Annotated in this window: 15 protein-coding genes; 5 read left to right on the top strand and 10 right to left on the bottom strand. The window is 71.0% G+C overall.

What is annotated here, in order from left to right:
* Positions 1 to 7 precede the first annotated feature (7 nt).
* Positions 8 to 967, bottom strand: a complete 960-nt coding sequence (locus ACFZB3_RS32705) for a transporter substrate-binding domain-containing protein (protein WP_391381768.1) — start codon at positions 965 to 967, stop codon at positions 8 to 10.
* Positions 968 to 1,550: 583 nt separating this feature from the next.
* Here ACFZB3_RS32705 and ACFZB3_RS32700 point away from each other — a divergent pair.
* Positions 1,551 to 2,783, top strand: coding sequence for a malic enzyme-like NAD(P)-binding protein (locus tag ACFZB3_RS32700; RefSeq protein ID WP_391381766.1), 1,233 nt, complete (start codon positions 1,551 to 1,553; stop codon positions 2,781 to 2,783).
* A gap of 292 nt (positions 2,784 to 3,075) precedes the next feature.
* On the top strand, positions 3,076 to 4,041 hold the full coding sequence (locus tag ACFZB3_RS32695; protein WP_391381764.1) for a zinc-binding dehydrogenase: 966 nt from the start codon (positions 3,076 to 3,078) through the stop codon (positions 4,039 to 4,041).
* Positions 4,042 to 4,071: 30 nt separating this feature from the next.
* Here the strand turns inward: ACFZB3_RS32695 and ACFZB3_RS32690 are convergent, their stop codons facing one another.
* Together ACFZB3_RS32690 and ACFZB3_RS32685 are read right to left on the bottom strand one after the other, a co-directional pair.
* Positions 4,072 to 5,163 (bottom strand): helix-turn-helix transcriptional regulator, encoded by a 1,092-nt coding sequence (locus ACFZB3_RS32690; RefSeq protein ID WP_391381762.1) that lies wholly within the window; start codon positions 5,161 to 5,163, stop codon positions 4,072 to 4,074.
* Between the two features lies 1 nt (position 5,164).
* Positions 5,165 to 6,082 (bottom strand): DUF4097 domain-containing protein, encoded by a 918-nt coding sequence (locus ACFZB3_RS32685; RefSeq protein ID WP_391381760.1) that lies wholly within the window; start codon positions 6,080 to 6,082, stop codon positions 5,165 to 5,167.
* A gap of 201 nt (positions 6,083 to 6,283) precedes the next feature.
* Here ACFZB3_RS32685 and ACFZB3_RS32680 point away from each other — a divergent pair, with 201 nt between their 5' ends.
* Complete coding sequence (locus ACFZB3_RS32680) at positions 6,284 to 6,508, top strand: hypothetical protein (RefSeq protein ID WP_391381758.1); 225 nt, start codon at positions 6,284 to 6,286, stop codon at positions 6,506 to 6,508.
* A gap of 110 nt (positions 6,509 to 6,618) precedes the next feature.
* On the opposite strand, the gene ACFZB3_RS32675 is transcribed toward ACFZB3_RS32680, so the two are convergent.
* From ACFZB3_RS32675 to ACFZB3_RS32655, 5 genes are all read right to left on the bottom strand, one after another.
* Positions 6,619 to 6,798, bottom strand: a complete 180-nt coding sequence (locus ACFZB3_RS32675; protein WP_023586593.1) for a DUF6104 family protein — start codon at positions 6,796 to 6,798, stop codon at positions 6,619 to 6,621.
* Positions 6,799 to 6,956: 158 nt separating this feature from the next.
* The gene (locus ACFZB3_RS32670) at positions 6,957 to 10,784 is read right to left on the bottom strand and encodes a multifunctional oxoglutarate decarboxylase/oxoglutarate dehydrogenase thiamine pyrophosphate-binding subunit/dihydrolipoyllysine-residue succinyltransferase subunit (protein WP_391381756.1); all 3,828 of its coding nucleotides are present in this window, start codon (positions 10,782 to 10,784) and stop codon (positions 6,957 to 6,959) included.
* 326 nt (positions 10,785 to 11,110) lie between these two features.
* A complete protein-coding gene (locus ACFZB3_RS32665) occupies positions 11,111 to 12,247 on the bottom strand; it encodes an ATP-binding protein (RefSeq protein ID WP_391381753.1) in 1,137 nt (378 codons plus the stop codon).
* On the bottom strand, positions 12,244 to 12,984 hold the full coding sequence (locus ACFZB3_RS32660; protein WP_391381751.1) for a response regulator: 741 nt from the start codon (positions 12,982 to 12,984) through the stop codon (positions 12,244 to 12,246). Before ACFZB3_RS32660 ends, ACFZB3_RS32665 begins: the two co-directional genes overlap by 4 nt.
* Positions 12,985 to 13,094: 110 nt before the next feature.
* A complete protein-coding gene (locus ACFZB3_RS32655) occupies positions 13,095 to 13,784 on the bottom strand; it encodes a spermidine synthase (RefSeq protein WP_391381749.1) in 690 nt (229 codons plus the stop codon).
* 254 nt (positions 13,785 to 14,038) lie between these two features.
* Between ACFZB3_RS32655 and ACFZB3_RS32650 the strand changes: the two genes are divergently transcribed.
* Positions 14,039 to 14,896, top strand: a complete 858-nt coding sequence (locus tag ACFZB3_RS32650) for a rhomboid-like protein (protein WP_391381747.1) — start codon at positions 14,039 to 14,041, stop codon at positions 14,894 to 14,896.
* Positions 14,897 to 14,900: 4 nt separating this feature from the next.
* On the opposite strand, the gene ACFZB3_RS32645 is transcribed toward ACFZB3_RS32650, so the two are convergent.
* Both ACFZB3_RS32645 and ACFZB3_RS32640 read right to left on the bottom strand, forming a co-directional pair.
* Positions 14,901 to 16,397, bottom strand: coding sequence for a sulfatase-like hydrolase/transferase (locus ACFZB3_RS32645; protein ID WP_391381745.1), 1,497 nt, complete (start codon positions 16,395 to 16,397; stop codon positions 14,901 to 14,903).
* Positions 16,398 to 16,680: 283 nt separating this feature from the next.
* Positions 16,681 to 17,433, bottom strand: coding sequence for a GNAT family N-acetyltransferase (locus ACFZB3_RS32640; protein ID WP_391382158.1), 753 nt, complete (start codon positions 17,431 to 17,433; stop codon positions 16,681 to 16,683).
* A 222-nt stretch (positions 17,434 to 17,655) separates the two neighbouring features.
* On the opposite strand from ACFZB3_RS32640, the gene lon reads away from it, so the two are divergent.
* Positions 17,656 to 20,076, top strand: coding sequence for an endopeptidase La (gene lon, locus ACFZB3_RS32635; protein ID WP_391381743.1), 2,421 nt, complete (start codon positions 17,656 to 17,658; stop codon positions 20,074 to 20,076).
* The last annotated feature ends 7 nt before the right edge of the window (positions 20,077 to 20,083 follow it).

Raw genomic sequence — 20,083 nt, 5'->3', positions numbered from 1 at the left:
CGGGCTTTCAGGAGCCGCCGTTGATCTTCGACTCGGTCACCGCGCCCTGCGTGACGTTCCACTTCTCTAGGATCTTCTGGTAGTCGCCGCTCTTGATGATGGCGGCCATGGCGGCCTGGATCGCGTCGCGCAGCTGGGTGTTCGTCTTGCTGACCGCGATGCCGTACGGGCCGGCCTCGATCTGCTCGCCGACGACCTCGAAGTCCTTGCCGCTGCCGGACGTCTTGGCGTTGTAGGCGGCCACCGGGAAGTCGTTCAGGTCGGCGACGGAGGCGCCCTGCTTCAGGCGGAGCAGCGCCTCCGGGTCGGTGTCGAAGGTCTGCAGGTCGATGGCCTTCTTGCCGTCCTTCGTACACTTCTCGCTCTGCGCCTTGGCGATGCCCTCGGACGTGGTGCCCTTCTGCAGGGCCACGACCTTGCCGCACAGGTCGTCCAGGGACTGGATGCCCTTCGGGTTGCCCTTCTGGACCAGGATCGAGGTGCCGGCGGTGAAGTAGTCGACGAAGTCGACGCCGCTGCCGACCTTCTTGCCAGTGTCGGAGTCGATGCCGTCCTGGCGGGCCTTGGTGTCGTTCATCGCCGACATGATCACGTTGAAGCGGTTGGCCTGCAGGCCCACGATCAGGTTGTCGAACTTGCCGTTCTGGAACTCGAACTTCACGCCCAGCTGCTTGCCCAGCGCGTCCGCGATGTCCGGGTCGACACCGACGGCCTTGCCGTTCTCCATGTACTCGACCGGCGGGTAGGCGATGTCCGAGCCCACCTTGATCACGCCGGCCTTGCGGACGTCGTCCGGGAGCTTGCTCGCCAGCGGGGCAGAGGACGTCGAGGAGGAGCCGCTGTCGCCGCCCTTGTCCGTCTGGTCACCGCAACCGGTGAGAATCAGGGTGCCTGCGACCGCGATCGCACCGAACGCGGCAATCCGGGAGCGCGAGGCGGTGGTACGACGGGTGGAGCCTGCGGTCATGGTGGGTTCCTCCGGCAGTGGGTAGGACAAGCCGATATACCGATTTGTCTGATATGTCGATATGCCGATGGGTCGACGGAAACACACACCTTCGGGTGTCGCGACCTCGTGGGTTTACGGCATCCTGCCATTGGGATTGCTCCAAGCAGACGTGTCACCATGTCAAAATCGGATAACGGGTGACCCCCGTGACGCGTCAGGCCGGTCCCTCCTCGACCCGCCGCCCCGCACATCTGCGGGAATCCGACCTTCTGGCCGGAAGATCTACGGTTCACCGCCGGTTCACCTCGGGCTGTGCCCCGCGATCTTCTGCTGGTCACTCGGCCGCTCATCTGTCGGCTCTCCACGACATCCGTGATGTGACCTTGCGCCTATTCGACTCGTCGTGAGCGCTGTCCGTCCGGTAAGAAGGTTCTTTACACCCCTCATCCGGGGCTCAGGGCGCGTGTGCGGCGCGCCCGTCGCGCAGGTGCCCGTACGTGCCACTCGTACGTATCAGTGATCGGGCCCTGCGCGGTGCCCGCCCACTCCCTCACCGGGAGTGGCCGACCCTCAAACCATGCATACCTAAGGGGTAAGACAAGTGGCAGCGGAGATCGTCAATCCTCGCAGCGACAGCGCGTCGGGCAATGCGGACCAGGACGGCGGGGCGGAGCCCCTCGATTCCTTCGATCCGGCGTTCGCGCTGCACCGCGGCGGCAAGATGGCCGTGCAGGCCACCGTGCCGCTCCGTGACAAGGACGACCTTTCCCTCGCGTACACGCCCGGAGTCGCGCGCGTGTGCACCGCGATCGCGGAACAGCCCGAGCTGGTGAACGACTACACATGGAAGTCGTCCGTCGTCGCCGTCGTCACCGACGGCACGGCCGTGCTCGGCCTCGGGGACATCGGCCCCGAGGCCTCCCTCCCGGTGATGGAGGGCAAGGCGATCCTCTTCAAGCAGTTCGGCGGTGTGGACGCGGTCCCCATCGCCCTCGCCTGCACCGACGTCGACGAGATCGTGGAGACCGTCGTCCGGCTCGCGCCGTCCTTCGGCGGGATCAACCTGGAGGACATCTCGGCGCCGCGGTGCTTCGAGATCGAGCGCAAGCTCCAGGAGCGGGTCGACATCCCGGTCTTCCACGACGACCAGCACGGTACGGCCGTCGTCACGCTGGCGGCGCTCAGGAACGCGGCGCGGCTCAGCCGACGGGAGATCGGGCAGCTCCGGGCGGTCATCTCGGGCGCCGGCGCGGCCGGGGTCGCCATCGCGAAGATGCTGGTCGAGGCCGGCATCGGAGACGTCGCCCTCGCCGACCGCAAGGGCATCATCTCGGCCGACCGCGACGACCTCACGGACGTCAAGCGCCAGGTCGCCGGGTTCACCAACAAGGCCGGGCTCAAGGGCACCCTGGAGGACGCGCTGGCCGGCGCCGACGTCTTCATCGGCGTCTCCGGCGGTACGGTCCCGGAGGAGGCCGTCGCCTCGATGGCCGAGGGTGCGTTCGTGTTCGCCATGGCCAACCCGAACCCCGAGGTGCACCCCGACGTCGCCCACAAGTACGCGGCGGTCGTGGCGACCGGACGGTCGGACTTCCCGAACCAGATCAACAACGTGCTGGCGTTCCCCGGCATCTTCGCGGGTGCGCTGCAGGTGCGGGCCTCGCGGATCACGGAGGGGATGAAGATCGCGGCGGCGGAGGCGCTGGCGGCGGTCGTCGGTGACGATCTCGCCGCCGACTACGTCATTCCGTCTCCCTTCGACGAGCGGGTTGCTCCTGCGGTGACCGCGGCGGTGGCGGCGGCGGCGCGGGCCGAGGGGGTTGCCCGGCGCTGACGTTGCGCTGAATGGCCTCGCTCGCTTCGGGCGGGGCCATTTTTGCCCACCGGCCCATCCGTTCGGGTGCCTACCAGGTGACCGTTGTGCTGGGGGCTGCCGCCCCCAGGCCCCCGCATGGGGGTGGGTACGGCCGTCGGTGGGTGCCGGCGGGTGGGGGCTGGGCGCGCAGTTCCCCGCGCCCCTGACGGGGCGCTGTGCGTGCCCCCTTGCGGGGCGCTGTGCGCAAGAGGGTATGTGTCACAGCGGTCCCCGGTTTCGTCCGCGGCTCCGGGAACCTATCGTCGGCCCTATGTTCGCCGTCTACGCCGCCCGAATCGACCGCGACCAGCCGCTCTCCGGCCTTGAGTTGGGGGAGCGCCCCGCCCCTGTGGCCCGGCCCGGCTGGAGTACCGTCGATGTGCGGGCCGCCTCCCTCAACCATCACGACCTCTGGTCCCTGCGCGGCGTCGGTCTCCCCGAGGGCCGGCTGCCGATGATCCTCGGGTGTGACGCCGCCGGCGTCGACGAGGACGGCAACGAGGTCGTCCTGCACTCCGTGATCGGGCAGAGCGGGCACGGGGTCGGACCGGACGAGCCCCGGTCCATCCTCACCGAGCGCTACCAGGGCACCTTCGCCGAGCAGGTCGCCGTGCCCACCTGGAACATCCTGCCCAAGCCCAAGGAGCTGTCGTTCGCCGAGGCCGCGTGCCTGCCGACCGCCTGGCTGACGGCCTACCGGATGCTCTTCACCAACGCGGGCGTGCGCCCCGGCGACTCGGTTCTCGTACAGGGTGCGGGCGGCGGGGTCGCCACGGCCGCGATCGTGCTCGGCAGGGCCGCGGGGCTGCGGGTCTTCGCCACCAGCCGCGACGAGGCCAAGCGGAAGCGGGCCCTGGAACTCGGCGCCGTCGAGGCGGTGGAGCCGGGGGCCCGGCTGCCGCAGCGCGTGGACGCCGTCATCGAGACCGTCGGCGCCGCCACCTGGTCCCACTCGGTGAAGTCGCTGCGGCCCGGCGGCACCATCGTCATCTCCGGCGCCACCAGCGGCGACCGCCCCTCGCACGCCGAGCTGACCCGGATCTTCTTCCTGGAGCTGAAGGTCGTGGGCTCGACCATGGGCACCAAGGACGAACTGGAGGACCTGCTCGCCTTCTGCGCCGCCACCGGAGTGCGTCCCGTCATCGACGAGCTGCTCCCGCTCGACCGCGCCCGCGAGGGCTTCGAACGGCTGGAGTCCGGCGACCAGTTCGGGAAGATCGTGCTGACCAATTCCTGAGGGCGGGGCCCGGGTCCGTGGGGCCGGGTCTCAGGGCTTCGGGGTGCGCAGCAGCGCTCCTATGCGGGCCGCCGCCGTCGAGAGGTGGCGGCGGGCCTCGCTGAGCTGGTCCGCGGTGACTCCGTGGTCGCGGGCCGCGTCACGGATGTCGTCGCGGAAGCGGTCCAGGAGCCGGTCGAGGTCGCGGGCCGCGTCGCCGGTGTCGGACTCGTCGCCGTGCGCCCACGCCGGGACGTACTGCGCCGGGAAGTCCTCCGGGGTCTGTGTGTACTCCGGGGCCTGCGGCGGCTTCCGCAGGTTCGGGCCGGTGCCGGTGCCGGTGCCGGTGCCGGGGTCCGGCTCGGTGCGGACGCCGAAGTTCTTGCCGAACTCCTTCCCGAACTCCTTGCCGTAGTCCTTTCCGAAGTCGCCGAACTCCTTGGCGAGTTCGGTGAGGCCCTCGCGGACTCCCGTCGGCCAGTCGCCGCGCGCGAAGTGGTCCTGGACGTGGTCCTGCACCCGGCGGGCGATGCGCTGCACCTCCTCCTGTGCCTGGGCCCGCGCCCGGGCCTGGGCCTCCTGGGCCTGCCGGCGGGCCCGCTGCGCCTCGTCACGGGCCCGGCGGCTCTCGTCCTTGGCGCGGCGGGCCTGCTCCTTCCACTCCTGCTTGACCCGGCGCATCTCCTCCTTGGCGGCCCGCCACGACTCCTTGTCGCCGAGGTCGCCGTACTCACCGGTCCCGGTGCCCGCGCCGTGCCGGGCCTCGGAGGCGGCCTCGCGCACCTCGCGGCGCAGGTCACCGGCCGCACCGCGCACGTCGGCCCTTATCTCGGCGGCCAGTTCCGCCACCGACTCCCGGATCTCCAGCTCCAGGTCGGCCAGCTCGCCGCTGCGGTCGGCGAGTTCGGCGCGGCCGGCGTCCGTGATGGCGTAGACCTTGCGGCCGCCCTCGGTGGTGTGCGTGACCAGTCCCTCGGCCTCCAGCTTGGCGAGGCGGGGGTAGACGGTGCCCGCCGACGGGGCGTAGAGGCCCTGGAAGCGCTCCTCCAGCAGCCTGATCACCTCGTAGCCGTGGCGCGGGGCCTCGTCCAGCAGCTTGAGGAGGTAGAGGCGGAGACGGCCGTGGGCGAAGACGGGAGGCATGTCAGAGCACCTTCTTGTCGGTCGTGCCGCCGGTTGTGGCGTCGGTGGTGCCGTCGGCCGGTGTCTCGGGCGGCTCGGCCGCCCAGGCCGCCCGCTCGTCGTCGTCCTCCTTGGGCGGGCGGCGCAGCAGGGCGATGGAGCCGGAGACCGTGGTGGCGCGGAGCTTGCCGGTGCCCGCGCCGAGGCGGCCGGTGATCTTGTGGGCGCCCCACTGGCCGTGCACCCGCAGTCCGTCGAAGGCGTTGGAGATCGTGCCGCTCGCGGTGTTGGCCTCGACCTCGGCGTCGGCCGGGTGCGGCAGCCGGATGGCGATCTCGCCGGAGACACTGGTCAGCCGGACGTCGGTCGGGCCGTCCGGGTCCAGGTCGATGATCATGGAGCCGCTGACCGAGTCCGCGCGCACGGCGGAGCCCGAGCCCTCGACGACGGTCAGGTCGCCGGAGACGGAGTTGAACCGCAGGTTGCCGGTGACCGCCTGGGCCTCCAGGTTCCCGGACACCGTGTCCGCGCGGACCTCGCCGGAGAGGCCGACCAGGGTGGTGTCGCCGGTGACGCCCTTGACCACCGAGGTGCCGGTGATCCCGGAGACGACGGCCGCCGCGCCCACCACGCCGACCTCGACGCGGGTGTCCGCCGGGACGGCCAGGGAGACCACCGCGCTGCGCCGCCAGCCCTTGCGGTCGAGCCACTTGAGGAAGCCCTTCCAGGGCAGGTCCTCGTAGGCCACCGTGAGGGTGCCGTCCTCGTGCGTGACGATCAGGGGCGGGCCCTCGATCCGGGAGACCTCCAGGCGGGTGGAACCCTCGTCGGTGCCCACGACGTTGACTGTTCCGTTGACGATGCGGACGTGCAGGTCGCTGACGGGGGTGTCGAAGTCGAGCTTCTCGGGCTCGGCGACGGACCACTCGGACTTGGACATGGTGCGGACCTCCTCGGGCCGGACGCGAACGCGATCGCACGGCTCGCGCCATATCGCGTCTTCCATGAAACACGATATATCGCGGGCTCGGGAAGTCAAGACACCCGTGGGGGTGGCCGGTTGGGTGCGATGTTGACGTCGACGGGGTCCGAGTGGGTCGCATATCGGGCGGTAGGCGGATGAATTGCTTACCGTGTGGGCATGTCGACGGATGAATCCAGGGCTGTCTCCCGGCCGCCGGAAGCCGAGAGCGCGGAATGCGTGCCGAGGGCCCACCGGCTGGCCCTGGCCGAGGTGGCGGTGGGGCTGCCGGCCGCCGCGTGGGGGATGCGGCGGCACAGCGTGGGGTGGGCGGCCGTGGGGGTGGTGCTGATGGTGCACGGGGTGCTGGAACTGTCGTACGAGACGGTGTTTCCGCGGGACTGAGTGGTGGTTCCCAGGGGCCTCGGCCTCGGGACCGTACTTCGGCTGCGGGCCGGTGGGGGCTGGTCGCGCAGTTCCCCGCGCCCCTGACGGGGCGCCTCCCCCGGGGCCGCCTACTCCTCGTCCTCGTCGTCCAGCCGGGCCAGCCACGTCGCCAGGCGCTCCACCGGGACCTCGAAGTCGGGGTTCAGGTCGACGAAGGTGCGGAGCTGTTCCGCGAGCCACTCGAAGGTGACCTCCTCCTCGCCGCGCCGCTTCTCCAGTTCCTCGATGCCCCGGTCGGTGAAGTACATGGGTCGCTCTCCTGCTGCCTGCCTGTGTGGGTGCCCGGTGGTGGGCGTCTACCAGCCTAGGCGGACGGCAGCGGCGGCCGGGGCCGTGGGGACCGTACGCCGAAGGGCCCGGCCCCCGCACACGGGAACCGGACCCTTCTTCGCGATGCTCCGGAGGGCTACGCCTCGAAGACCTCACGCACCAGCTGCTCCTGCTCGGCCTGGTGACGCTTGGCCGAACCCACCGCCGGGGACGAGGAGTGCGGACGCGAGATGCGGCGCAGGCGCTCGCCGGCCGGGACGTCGGCGCCGACCGCCAGGTCCAGGTGGTCGATCAGGTTGAGCGCGATGAACGGCCAGGCACCCTGGTTCGCCGGCTCCTCCTGGGTCCACAGGTACTTCGCGGCGTTCGGGTACTTGTTGACCTCGGCCTGGAGCTCCGCACCCGGCAGCGGGTACAGGCGCTCAAGGCGGATGATCGCGGTGTCCGTGACGCCGCGCTTCTGCCGCTCGGCCTCCAGGTCGTAGTAGACCTTGCCGGTGCAGAAGACGACCTTGCGGACCGCGTTCGGGTCCACCGAGTCGTCGCCGATGACCGGGCGGAACTGCCCGCTCGTGAACTCCTCCGCCTTCGAGGCCGCCGCCTTGAGGCGCAGCATCGACTTCGGGGTGAAGACGACCAGCGGCTTGTGGTGCGGGTTGTGCACCTGCCACCGCAGGAGGTGGAAGTAGTTCGACGGGAGGGTGGGCATGGCCACCGTCATGTTGTTCTGCGCGCACAGCTGCAGGAAGCGCTCGATGCGGGCCGAGGAGTGGTCCGGGCCCTGGCCCTCGTAGCCGTGCGGGAGCAGCAGCGTGACGCCGGAGGTCTGGCCCCACTTCTGCTCGGCCGCCGAGATGTACTCGTCGATGACCGACTGGGCGCCGTTGGTGAAGTCGCCGAACTGCGCCTCCCACATCACCAGCGCGTCCGGACGGGCCAGCGAGTAGCCGTACTCGAAGCCCATCACCGCGTATTCGGAGAGCAGCGAGTTGTAGACGTTGTAGCGGGCCTGGTCCTCCGACAGGTAGAGGAGCGGGGTGTAGTCCGCGCCCGTCTCCCGGTCGATGAGGACCGCGTGCCGCTGGCCGAAGGTGCCGCGCTGCGAGTCCTGGCCGGACAGGCGCACCGGGGTGCCCTCCATCAGCAGCGAGCCGATGGCGAGGGTCTCGCCCATGCCCCAGTCGATCGTGCCGTCCTCGATCATCGCCGCCCGGCGCTGCAGCTGCGGGAGCAGCCGCGGGTGGACGGTGAAGTAGTCCGGGATGTTGACCTGGGACTCGGCGATGCGCTTGACGGCCTCCGTGGAGATCGCGGTCGGCACGGCGACCGGGAAGCCGTCCTGCGGCTCCTGGGCGGGCGCGGCGGCCGGCTGCGCGGTGGCCTCGCGGACCTCCGTGAAGACCTTCTCCAGCTGGCCCTGGTAGTCCTGCAGGGCCTGCTCGGCCTCTTCCAGGGTGATGTCGCCGCGACCGATCAGGGACTCGGTGTAGAGCTTGCGCACCGAGCGCTTCTTGTCGATCAGGTCGTACATCAGCGGCTGGGTGAAGGCCGGGTTGTCCGACTCGTTGTGACCGCGGCGGCGGTAGCAGATGAGGTCGATCACCACGTCCTTGTTGAACGCCTGGCGGAACTCGAAGGCCAGGCGTGCGACGCGCACGACCGCCTCCGGGTCGTCGCCGTTCACGTGGAAGATCGGGGCCTCGATCATGCGGGCCACGTCGGTGGCGTACATGGAGGAGCGCGAGGACTCGGGCGCCGCCGTGAAGCCGACCTGGTTGTTGATGACGATGTGGACCGTGCCGCCGGTGCGGTAGCCGCGCAGCTGCGACATGTTCAGGGTCTCGGCCACCACGCCCTGGCCCGCGAAGGCCGCGTCGCCGTGCAGCGCGACCGGCAGGACCGTGAAGTCCGTGCCGCCCTTGTTGATGATGTCCTGCTTGGCGCGGCTGATGCCCTCGATGATCGGGTCGACCGTCTCCAGGTGGGACGGGTTGGCGGCCAGCGAGACCTTGATCTGCTCGCCGTCCAGGCCGGTGAAGGTGCCCTCGGCGCCCAGGTGGTACTTCACGTCGCCGGAGCCGTGCATCGACTTCGGGTCGAGGTTGCCCTCGAACTCGCGGAAGATCTGCGCGTACGACTTGCCGACGATGTTGGCGAGGACGTTCAGCCGGCCGCGGTGGGCCATGCCGATGACGACCTCGTCCAGGCGGGACTCGGCGGCCGAGTCCAGGACCGCGTCGAGCAGCGGGATGACGGACTCGCCGCCCTCCAGGGAGAAGCGCTTCTGGCCGACGTACTTCGTCTGCAGGAAGGTCTCGAAGGCCTCCGCCGCGTTCAGCCGGCGCAGGATCCGCAGCTGCTCCTCGCGCTCCATCTTGGAGTGCGGGCGCTCCACGCGGTCCTGGATCCACTTGCGCTGCTTGGGGTCCTGGATGTGCATGAACTCGATGCCGGTGGTGCGGCAGTACGAGTCGCGCAGCACGCCGAGGATGTCGCGCAGCTTCATCATCGCCTTGCCGGCGAAGCCGCCGACCGCGAAGTCGCGCTCCAGGTCCCACAGGGTGAGGCCGTGCTCGGTGATGTCCAGGTCGGGGTGCTTGCGCTGCTTGTACTCCAGCGGGTCGGTGTCGGCCATGACGTGGCCGCGGACCCGGTAGGAGTGGATCAGCTCGAAGACCCGGGCGGCCTTGGTGACGTCGTCGTCGTGCGAGGCGTCGATGTCCCGGAGCCAGCGGACCGGCTCGTACGGGATGCGCAGGGCCTCGAAGATGTCGTCGTAGAAGCCGCTCTCGCCGAGCAGGAGGTTCGCGACCTGGCGGAGGAACTCGCCGGAGGCGGCGCCCTGGATGACCCGGTGGTCGTAGGTCGACGTGAGCGTCATGACCTTCGAGATGCCGAGCTTGTTCAGGGTGTCCTGGCTGGTGCCCTGGAACTCCGCCGGGTAGTCCATGGAGCCGACGCCCATGATGACCGACTGGCCGGGCATCAGGCGCGGGACCGAGTGGACGGTGCCGAGGCCGCCGGGGTTGGTCAGGGAGACCGTGACGCCGGTGAAGTCGTCCATCGTCAGCTTGTTGTCGCGGGCGCGACGGACGATGTCCTCGTAGGCCTGCCAGAACTCGAAGAAGTTCAGCGTCTCGGCCTTCTTGATGCCGGCCACGACGAGCTGGCGGTCGCCGTTGGGCTTCACCAGGTCGATGGCCAGGCCGAAGTTCACGTGCGGCGGCTTGACCAGGGTCGGCTTGCCGTCCTTCTCCGCGAACGAGTAGTTCATCGACGGCATGGCCTTGAGGGCCTGCACCATCGCGAAGCCGATCAGGTGCGTGAAGGAGATCTTCCCGCCCCGGGCGCGCTTGAGGTGGTTGTTGATGACGATGCGGTTGTCGAACAGCAGCTTCACCGGGACCGCGCGGACCGAGGTGGCGGTCGGCACCTCCAGCGAGGCGCTCATGTTCTTCGCGACGGCGGCGGCCGGACCACGCAGGGTGACCAGATCGGGACCCTCGGGCGCGGCGGCGGCGGGCGCGGCCTTCGCGGCGGCGGCCGGTGCCGGCTTCGCGGCGGCCGGAGCCGGGGCGGCGGCGGGCTTCGCGGGCGCCGGGGCGGGCGCTGCGGCCCTGGGGGCGGCAGGCGCGGCCGGAGCGGGCGCGGCAGGCGCCTGGGCGGCGGGAGCGGCCGCGACGGGCGCCGGAGCCGCCGGCTGGACCGGCGCGGGTGTCGTGGAGGTGGTGCCCGCGGCCCCCGCGGCCGCGGTACCCGCCGGAGCCGAGGCGGCAGGCGCGCCCGGCTTGTAGTCGGCGAAGAAGTCCCACCAGGCTCGGTCTACCGAATTCGGGTCCTGGAGGTACTGCTGATAGATCTCGTCGACGAGCCACTCGTTCGGTCCGAACGCGGCTGCGGGGTTCTTGCCCGCTTGGTCTGCGTCGGTGGAGATGCTCGAGTTACTGGGGGACTGTGGCGACACGGCGGCAACCGCCCTCTTCCGCTTCACAAGGTTATGGACAGCGGGAATAAAGGCTACGCCTCCAAGACCGCGAAGGTCAGGTCGGGCCGGTTCATCGTCGCGTAAGTCACATCGAAAACTGTGTTTCGGGGCTTGATATGGCGGGAAACAAACGCGGTTGCGCTCTGGGAGGACGGAACCGGACATGACTCGGCAGCGCCGGTGATCACCTCGCTCCGGCACCCGGCCCGACATGCGCGGGTGCCGCACCTGATCACACGTGTCCGGCGGCGCGGACGACCGTGCCGACCACAGGTGGATCTTGAGGCTCCGGATCGAACTTTACGTCAACTTGGCACGGATGAAAGCCCTGGGAGAGTGACGATGATCCTGCAGCCCCGGTCGGATTCGGCCACGCCGATCCGGCCGCCGTGCAGATCCACCGCCCACCGGGCGATCGCCAGGCCCAGCCCGGTGCCGCCGTCGCTGCCCGGACCGTGCGGCCGCCGTACGGAGCCGCGGTTGAAGCGTTCGAAGACGCGGTGCCACTCCGAGCGCGGAATGCCGGGACCCTCGTCCAGGACCTCCAGCTCCAGCGACTCCGGCTGCGGCCCGCGCCGCGCCTTCACGGTCACCCGGCCGTGCGCCGGGCTGTGCTTGACCGCGTTGTCGATGAGGTTCGCCACGACCTGGTGGATGCGCTCCGGGTCGGCGTGCGCGGTCAGCTCGGGCGGCGACACGTCGAGGTGCAGATGGACGTCCGTACGCGTGTGGTTCCCGGAGCCCGAGGCCAGGCTCGCGCGGGCCCCGGTGACCATGTTGGCCTCCTTGAGCACGCCCGAGAGGTACGGCCACACCTCGAACCGGCGCTGGCGCAGCGGTACGACGCCGTTGTCGAGCCGGGACAGGTCGAGGAGGGTCTCCACGAGCCGTCCGAGGCGCTCGGTCTGCTTCAGGGCCGTGCGCATCGTCTCGGTGTCCGGCTCGGCGATCCCGTCCACGACGTTCTCCAGGACGGCCCGCAGCCCGGCGATCGGCGTGCGCAGCTCGTGCGAGACGTTCGCGACCAGCTCCTTGCGCTGCCGGTCCTGGGCCTCCAGCTCGTCGGCCATGACGTTGATCGTCTCGGCCAGGTCGCCCAGTTCGTCCCGGCGGTTCTCGCGCACCCGGCGCGTGTAGTCGCCCTGCGATATCGACCGGGCCACCGCGTTCATGTCGTCCAGCGGCGCGGTGAGCGAATGGGCCACGAACTGCGTTATCAGCAGTGTGGCGATCATCGAGAAGACCGTGATGAAGCGGAGCTCCGTCTTGGTGTGCACCGCGACGATCGACAGCCCGGTGGTGATCAGCACCGAGACGACGACCAGCGCACCCAACTTGGTCTTGATCGAGAACGGGCGTACCCCGCCCCAGGGCTCCTCCCCGGAGCCCCCCGGGCCCCCGGGACCCCCGGGACCTCTTGGTCCGGCCGGCCCGGCGCTCATGGCGTCGGTGTCTCCAGCGCGTAGCCGACACCGTGCACGGTGCGGATCCGCTCGGCGCCGATCTTCCGGCGCAGCGCCTTGATGTGGCTGTCGACCGTGCGGGTGCCGGAGGCGTCCGCCCAGTCCCACACCTCGGCGAGCAGCTGCTCACGGGAGAGCACCGCGCGCGGGGTGTTCGCCAGGCACACCAGGAGGTCGAACTCGGTGGGGGTCAGGTGCACGTCCTCGCTGCGCACCCGGACCCGGCGCTGTGCGTGGTCGATCTCCAGCTCGCCGAGGCGCAGGATGCCGGAGCGGGGCGTGGAGGCCGCGATGGCCGCCCGCTCCACCCGCCGCAGCAGCACGTGCACGCGTGCCGCCAGTTCCCGCATGGAGAACGGCTTGGTCATGTAGTCGTCGGCGCCGACCCCGAGGCCGACCAGCATGTCGGTCTCGTCGTCCCGCGCGGTGAGCATCAGCACCGGCACCGGCCGGGCCGCCTGCACGCGCCGGCAGACCTCCAGACCGTCGAAGCCGGGCAGCATGATGTCGAGGATCAGCAGGTCGGGCTGCCAGGCCTCGGCGGTGTCGACGGCCGCCGGACCGTCGCCCGCCGTTTGCACGAGGAACCCCTCGGCGCGCAGGCGGACCGCGATGGCGTCGACGATCGTGGGGTCGTCCTCGACGACCAGAACCCGGCGCTGGGCGCCCTGGGTGGCCGTCGCCGTGCCGTTGTGGGAGGTGTGTGTCTGCTCCATCGCCCGCCCCTGTGTGCTTTCCGGAACCAGTGGGGTGATCCCATGACTGCGATTGACGCTTGAATGATCCGCGTCAGGGGTGCACATTACGGGGACAGGAGGCGCACCCGCTATCCAGGGCGGACGGCAAGGTGGACGACGTCGGGAACGCCCCGGGCAACCGGCATCTCTTCGGTACGCACCCGTTGGAAACCGGCATTCCACAAGGTTCCCTCGAATTCCGCAGAGGGCTGCGCCGACCATACGGCGAGTACCCCGCCGGGCCTCAACACCCTTGCGCAGCTTGCGAGTCCGGCCGGTGAGTAGAGCCCCTCGTTGCCCTCGTCGACGGTCCAGCCGGGGCCGTTGTCGATGTCCAGGCACAGCGCGTCGAACGTGTCCGATGTCTCATTGACGTAAGTAACGAGATCGCTCTCGACGACCACCGTGCGCGGATCGGCGAACGCGCGGGCGGAGAGCGCGCCGAGCGGGCCGTCCCGGTGCCAGTCGACGACCGCCGGCTCCCGCTCCACGACCGTGATCCGCCCCCAGCGGGGGTCCTGCGCGGCACGGGCCAGCGAGAACCCGACGCCCAGCCCGCCGATCAGCACCGCGGGCTCGCTCCGTCCGTCCAGCGCCCGGTACGCGGCGTCCACCAGCAAACGTTCCGAGCGGCCGTCCGAGGTGTCCATCAGGAAGCAGCCGTTGGCGATGATCTGCAGGAGTTCGCCGTGTCTGCGCAGCACCACCTCGCCGTACGGCCCGTCCCGCCGGTCCAGGACCACGGGGAGGCTGTCGGGCGTGGAGGCCGAGGTCGTCATAGCGGCCATCCTGCCCCAACAGGGCTTTGCGGCCACCCGAATTACGGGTGTCGGGCAGCCGCACGGGTGTCACCCGTTCGAGGGGCCGCCCGGCGCTTCGCGCCCGCGGGTGACGGGAAGCGGCTCGTATGGTTCCTCCTGACCCCTCTTGGTTCTTCAGAAAATCCTTTGAATCGTCCCCCGGGTGGCCTCGGTCATAGACAGCGGCTCCCGGGACGGCGAAGGGTGGGGTGAAACGGAAGGAGCGCCTCACCGTGGAACGGACCGCGAGGGCCGCATCGACGCCCACGCCCGAGCCCCTTCCCGCCGGGGACGTCGCGGCCCTTCCGGCCGGGGACGTCGCCGCCCTCCTCGACGGCGTGCCCCGCCAGCGCGGCCCGCTCGCGGCGCCTGTCCCGGGAGTCCTGAGCCCCGCCCGCCACCTGCGCTTCAGGCCTCCGCCCGCCTGGAGTCCGGCGTCCTGGCGCGTGCTGCCCTGGCGGCTCCTCCCCACCCCCACCGGCACCCCGGTCACCTTCGCCTACACGGCGATCCTGGCCCTCACCTCGCTCTTCGCGAGCTGGGCCGGCCCCGGCCTGCGGTACGCGGTCTACCAGGACTCCAGCACCGACGTCGCCCACCTGCTGCGCACCCCGGTCTTCGTGCTGCTGGCCAGCGCGCTGTGGATCGCGGGCGGGCTGCTGTCGCCGTACGCGCTGGCATTCGTGCTCGTCCTGACCGCGCTGGAGCGGCGGATAGGCGGTGCCCGCGCGATCCTCGTCTTCCTGACCGGCCATGTCCTGGCCACCCTCGCGACCGAGGTCCCGGTCGGCATCGCGGTCCTGGTCGGCCACCTTCCCGACACCTCGCTGCACCGCCTCGACTACGGCATCAGCTTCGGCGTGGCCGCCAGCATCGGCGCGCTCTCCGGTCTCCTCGCCCCCTGGCTGCGCTGGTCGCTGCTCGCCCTGGTCGGCTACAGCCTCGTCACCGACCTCGTCGCCTTCCAGGACCCGATGACCAACTGGGGGCACCTGATCTCGCTGGGCATCGGCACCGGGCTCTGGCCGCTGGTGCGGCGCTGGCGGCGGGAGCGGGTCCAGGCCCTCGCCGCCGTCCCTGTCGCTCCCTGAGCGGTCAGGCGCGCCGCGCCGCGGCCAGTCCCCTCGCCAGTTCCGGTACGCCGAGGGCCGCTTCCTGCTCGGCCGTGGCGCCGTGCAGACGGTTGGTGAGCTGGTAGGGGTCGGCGGCCAGGTCGTAGAACTCGCGGAAGAGGACGGCGCCGTCGCCCTGCGTGGGCCGGCCCTGCCGGTCGAGTCGCGTGCGGTAGTACTCGGTGTACTGGGTGGACCTGCCGACGTGGGTGGCCCAGGTGTGGATCGGCTCCTGGTCCTGCCGGTTCCACCACCACTCGGCGAGGAGGCGGTCGCGGTCGTTGCGGGTGTCCAGGAGCGAGTGGCCGTCGTGCGGGGTGTCCGGGGTGATGCCGGCCGCGTCCAGGAGGGTCGGGGCGATGTCGACATGGCCGGTGAGCCGGTCGTCGACGGTGCCCTTGTCCAGCCCCCGCGCCGGCCAGGACAGCCAGAACGGCACCTCCAGGCTGGGCCGGTAGGGCACCGACTTGCGCAGCCAGCCGTGGTCCGCCCAGCACAGCCCGTGGTCGCTGGTGAACAGCACGAGCGTGTTCTCCAGCTGACCCAGTGCGCGCAGCCGGTCCCGGAAGTCGCGCATCGCGTCGTCCACCGACAGCAGGGTGCGCAACTGGCGGCCGCGCAGCGCCTTTCCCTGGTCGTACGTGTGCTTCGCCGTGCGCAGGAACGGCGGCTTGTCGCTCTTGTCGCCCTCGTACACGGAGGGCCGGCCGGGCCACTCCGGCACGCGCGCGTGCGCGTACCTGCGCTCCGGGATGTTGAGTTCGTGCGCGCTGCGGGTGGCGACGTACGCGAACCAGGGCCGGGTGTCGGTCCGGGACCTGTCGATGAAGGCGAGGGCGCGGTCCCTGATGACGTGGGTGTTGTAGCCGGGGATGTTCCGGACCGTGCCGTTGTCGTTGTAGTGGCCGTCGTAGTACGCCACCGGCTCCTGGAGGAGCCACTCGTCGAAGTGTGGCGGGTTGTCGCCGGTGTGCCAGTAGTTGAGGTACTTGCCGAACAGACCGGTGCGGTAGCCGGCCTCGTGCAACTGGCGCTGCATGGTCGTGTGCTGGTCGAGGTGGTAGGGGTGGACGGTGTCCAGGACGCCGTGGTGGTGCGCGTACCGCCCCGACATGATCGAGGCCCGGGAGGGCGCGCAGAGCGGGGTGTTGGCATGCGCCCGGGCGAAGGTCACGCCCTGCCCGCCCAGCCAGTCGGCGGTACGCCGGACCGCCCAGTCCGTCTCCTTGGGCTGGTCGTCGGTGAGGACCAGGAGGATGTTCGGGCGCGGGTCGGTGCGGGGGAGGGGGGAGGCCGACGACGCCGGGCGGCTCGCGACGGGGGCCGCGGGGGCGGTGCGGGCGGGGGCCGGGGCGCCGGCGCCGTCGTCGCCGAGGGCGCGCAGGGCCGGCGGGAGGGCGGCGCCGGCCGCGACGACGGCTGCGCCGGTGAGCACGGTGCGCCGTGCCGGCCGCTTGGGCGTCGGCTGCTTCTCACCCATGTGTCCCTCCCCGGGCCCCGTCGTGTGCCGCCATTTGCTGTGCCTCCGCTGGCAGTTTCGGGGCTTTTCCTGTGGGTTGTGTTGCGGTGGTGTAGCGGCGGCCTTGCGGGGTCGTGGCGGTGAGCACTCTCTTTTCCCGCCGCAACGGTGCTCAGCCCCGACGGTGTTGTCCGGCGGTGCCGGAGCTGCGGGTGCCGCTCGCCGTAAGGGGTGCGGTCGATTGCCGGGTGCGGGCGCGTCGTGGTTGCTCGCGCAGTTCCCCGCGCCCCTTTGGGGGCGCGTTTCAGTGGGCCGGGCTCCAGACGTACGGCGTCGTGGTCGTGATCGCCGTGAAGCCCAGGCGCTTGAGGATCGGGGCGCTGTCGGACGAGGCCTCCACGAGGAGGTGGGGGGCGTTGCGGGCCGCCGCGCGGGTCGCTCGCAGGGCGACCAGGGCGCGGTAGACGCCCTGGCCGCGCCACTCGGCCAGGGTGGAGCCGCCCAGCAGCATGGCGAAGTCCGTGCCCGGCCGGAAGGACACCCAGGCCGCCGAGACGACCTCTCCGGCAGCCTCGGCGACGAAGATCTCGGTGCCGTCCGGGGCCACCGCGAGCAGGCCCCGCAGGTAACCGGCGAGCCACGCCATGTCCACGCCCCACACCGCCGTCTCCAGCGCGGCGATCCGGTCCAGGTCCGCGTCGGCGGTGACCCGGCGCAGTGTCACGGCCGGCGGCAGGGCGGGTGCCGCCACGGCCAGTTCGCCGACCGGGGCGGTCAGGACCGTCTCCGGCGGCTCGGGCACGAAGCCCGCCGCCCGCAGCCGGTCGGGGAGGTCCGCCGGGTCGTCGTGCCCGCGCGTCTTCCACTCCATCGCCTCGCCGCGCGCCGCGAAGTAGTCCCGCTGCCGGGCGATCAGCACGTCCAGCTCGTGGCCGCGCACCCCGCCCCAGTCGCGCGGCCCGGTCACGAAGCCGCGGTGCTGGCCCACCACCCGGAGGACCGGACCGTCGTGCTCGTAGGTGATCCCGGGCGCGGGGACGGGCTGGACGGCGCGCATCTGGGCGTCGTAGGCGGCCAGCAGGGCCGCGGTGCTGTCGGTGTCGGTCACCGGCCGACCGTAGGGGAATGCGCCCGGGGCGATCAGCTGTTTTTCCGGTCGTGCACCGGAAACATGCCAGGTCACCACCCGATCGCCCAGAGCGAACATATGCATGGGAACATTTCTGGACCCCCAAGCATTGAGTCGGCATAACTCAAGTTGACTGCCGAAGGGGAGATCATGGCTTCGACGTCCGCATCACTCACCCTCCCTGTGCTGCCTCTCGACGACGAGGTCGTGCTGCCCGGGATGGTGGTCCCGCTGGACCTGAAGGACCCTGATGTACGCGCCGCCGTCGAGGCCGCGCAGGCTGCCGCCCGTACCGAGCCCGGCAAGCCGAAGGTGCTGCTGGTGCCCCGTGTCGACGGCACCTACCCGGGCACCGGTGTGCTCGGCACCGTGGAACAGGTCGGCCGCCTGGCCGACGGCGACCCGGGCGCGCTGATCCGCGGCCGCTACCGGGTGCGCATCGGCGCCGGTACCACCGGCCCGGGTGCCGCCCTGTGGGTGGAGGGCACCCGCATCGACGAGAACGTCCCGGACCCGGTGCCCGGTCATGTCACCGAACTGGTCAAGGAGTACAAGGCCCTCGCCACCGCCTGGCTGCGCAAGCGCGGCGCCTGGCAGGTCGTGGACCGGGTGCAGGCCATCGACGACGTCTCCCAGCTCGCCGACAACTCCGGTTACTCGCCCTTCCTGACCACCGAGCAGAAGATCGAGCTGCTGGAGACCGTCGACGCGGTCGCCCGCCTCAAGCTGGCCACCCAGCAGCTGCGCGACCACCTCGCCGAGCAGGACGTGGCCGAGACCATCGCCAAGGACGTCCAGGAGGGCGTCGACAAGCAGCAGCGCGAGTTCCTGCTCCGCCGCCAGCTGGAGGCGGTCCGCAAGGAGCTGCGCGAGCTGAACGGCGACGCCGCGAAGGACGGCGAGGAGTCCGACGACTACCGCGCCCGCGTGGAGGCCGCCGACCTGCCGGAGAAGGTCCGCGAGGCCGCCCTCAAGGAGGTCGACAAGCTGGAGCGGTCCAGCGACCAGTCGCCCGAGGGCTCCTGGATCCGCACCTGGCTGGACACCGTCCTCGAACTGCCGTGGAACGAGCGGACCGAGGACCAGTACGACATCCAGGGCGCCAAGGCGGTCCTGGACGCCGAGCACGCCGGCCTGGAGGACGTGAAGGAGCGGATCACCGAGTACCTGGCGGTGCGCAAGCGCCGTAACGACCGGGGCCTCGGCGTCATCGGCGGGCGCCGTGGCGGTGCCGTGCTGGCCCTCGTCGGCCCGCCCGGTGTCGGCAAGACCTCGCTCGGCGAGTCGGTCGCCCACGCGATGGGGCGGAAGTTCGTCCGGGTCGCCCTCGGCGGCGTCCGGGACGAGGCCGAGATCCGCGGCCACCGCCGTACGTACGTCGGCGCGCTGCCCGGCCGGATCGTGCGGGCCATCAAGGAGGCCGGTTCGATGAACCCGGTCGTCCTGCTCGACGAGATCGACAAGGTGGGCTCCGACTTCCGCGGCGACCCGGCCGCGGCCCTGCTCGAAGTCCTGGACCCGGCGCAGAACCACACCTTCCGCGACCACTACCTGGAGGTCGAGCTCGACCTGAGCGACGTGGTGTTCCTCGCCACGGCCAACGTGCTCGAAGCCATCCCGGAGGCCCTGCTCGACCGCATGGAGCTGGTCCGTCTGGACGGCTACACCGAGGACGAGAAGGTCGTCATCGCCCGTGACCACCTGCTCCCGCGCCAGCTGGAGCGGGCCGGCATCGACAAGGACGAGGTCGTCCTCGACGAGAGCGCGCTGCGCAAGCTGGCCGGCGAGTACACGCGTGAGGCGGGCGTCCGCACCCTGGAGCGCTCGATCGCGCGGCTGCTCCGCAAGGTGGCGGCGCAGCACGAACTGGGCGAGCGGGAGCTGCCGTTCACGATCAGGGACGAGGACCTGCGGGCCCTGATCGGCCGGCCGCACCACGTGCCCGAGTCCGCGCAGGACCCGGCCGAGCGCCGCACGGCGGTCCCGGGCGTGGCAACGGGTCTCGCGGTCACCGGCGCCGGCGGCGACGTCCTCTTCGTCGAGGCGTCGCTGGCCGACCCGGAGACGGGCGCGGCCGGCCTGACCCTCACCGGTCAGCTGGGCGACGTGATGAAGGAGAGCGCGCAGATCGCCCTGTCCTTCCTCCGCTCGCACGGCGCCGAACTGGAGCTCCCGGTCGGCGACCTGAAGGACCGGGGCGTGCACATCCACTTCCCGGCGGGCGCGGTCCCGAAGGACGGCCCGAGCGCCGGCGTCACGATGACGACGGCCCTCGCGTCGCTGCTCTCCGGGCGGCTGGTCCGCACGGACGTGGCGATGACCGGCGAGGTCTCGCTGACCGGCCGGGTGCTGCCCATCGGCGGCCTGAAGCAGAAGCTGCTCGCCGCCCAGCGCGCCGGGGTGAAGACCGTCGTCATCCCGAAGCGCAACGAGGCCGACCTGGACGACGTCCCGGCCGAGGTGCTGGACAAGCTCGACGTCCACGCCGTGACCGACGTCCGCCAGGTCCTGGAGCTGGCGCTCGCGCCCGCCACGAACGGCGCGGCGCCGGAGTTTCCGGTAGCGGCGTGACGGACGC

The sequence above is a fragment of the Streptomyces sp. NPDC008092 genome (genome assembly GCF_042957285.1).
Taxonomy (GTDB): Bacteria; Actinomycetota; Actinomycetes; order Streptomycetales; family Streptomycetaceae; genus Streptomyces.
This window is presented reverse-complemented; position numbering and strand designations above follow the sequence as displayed.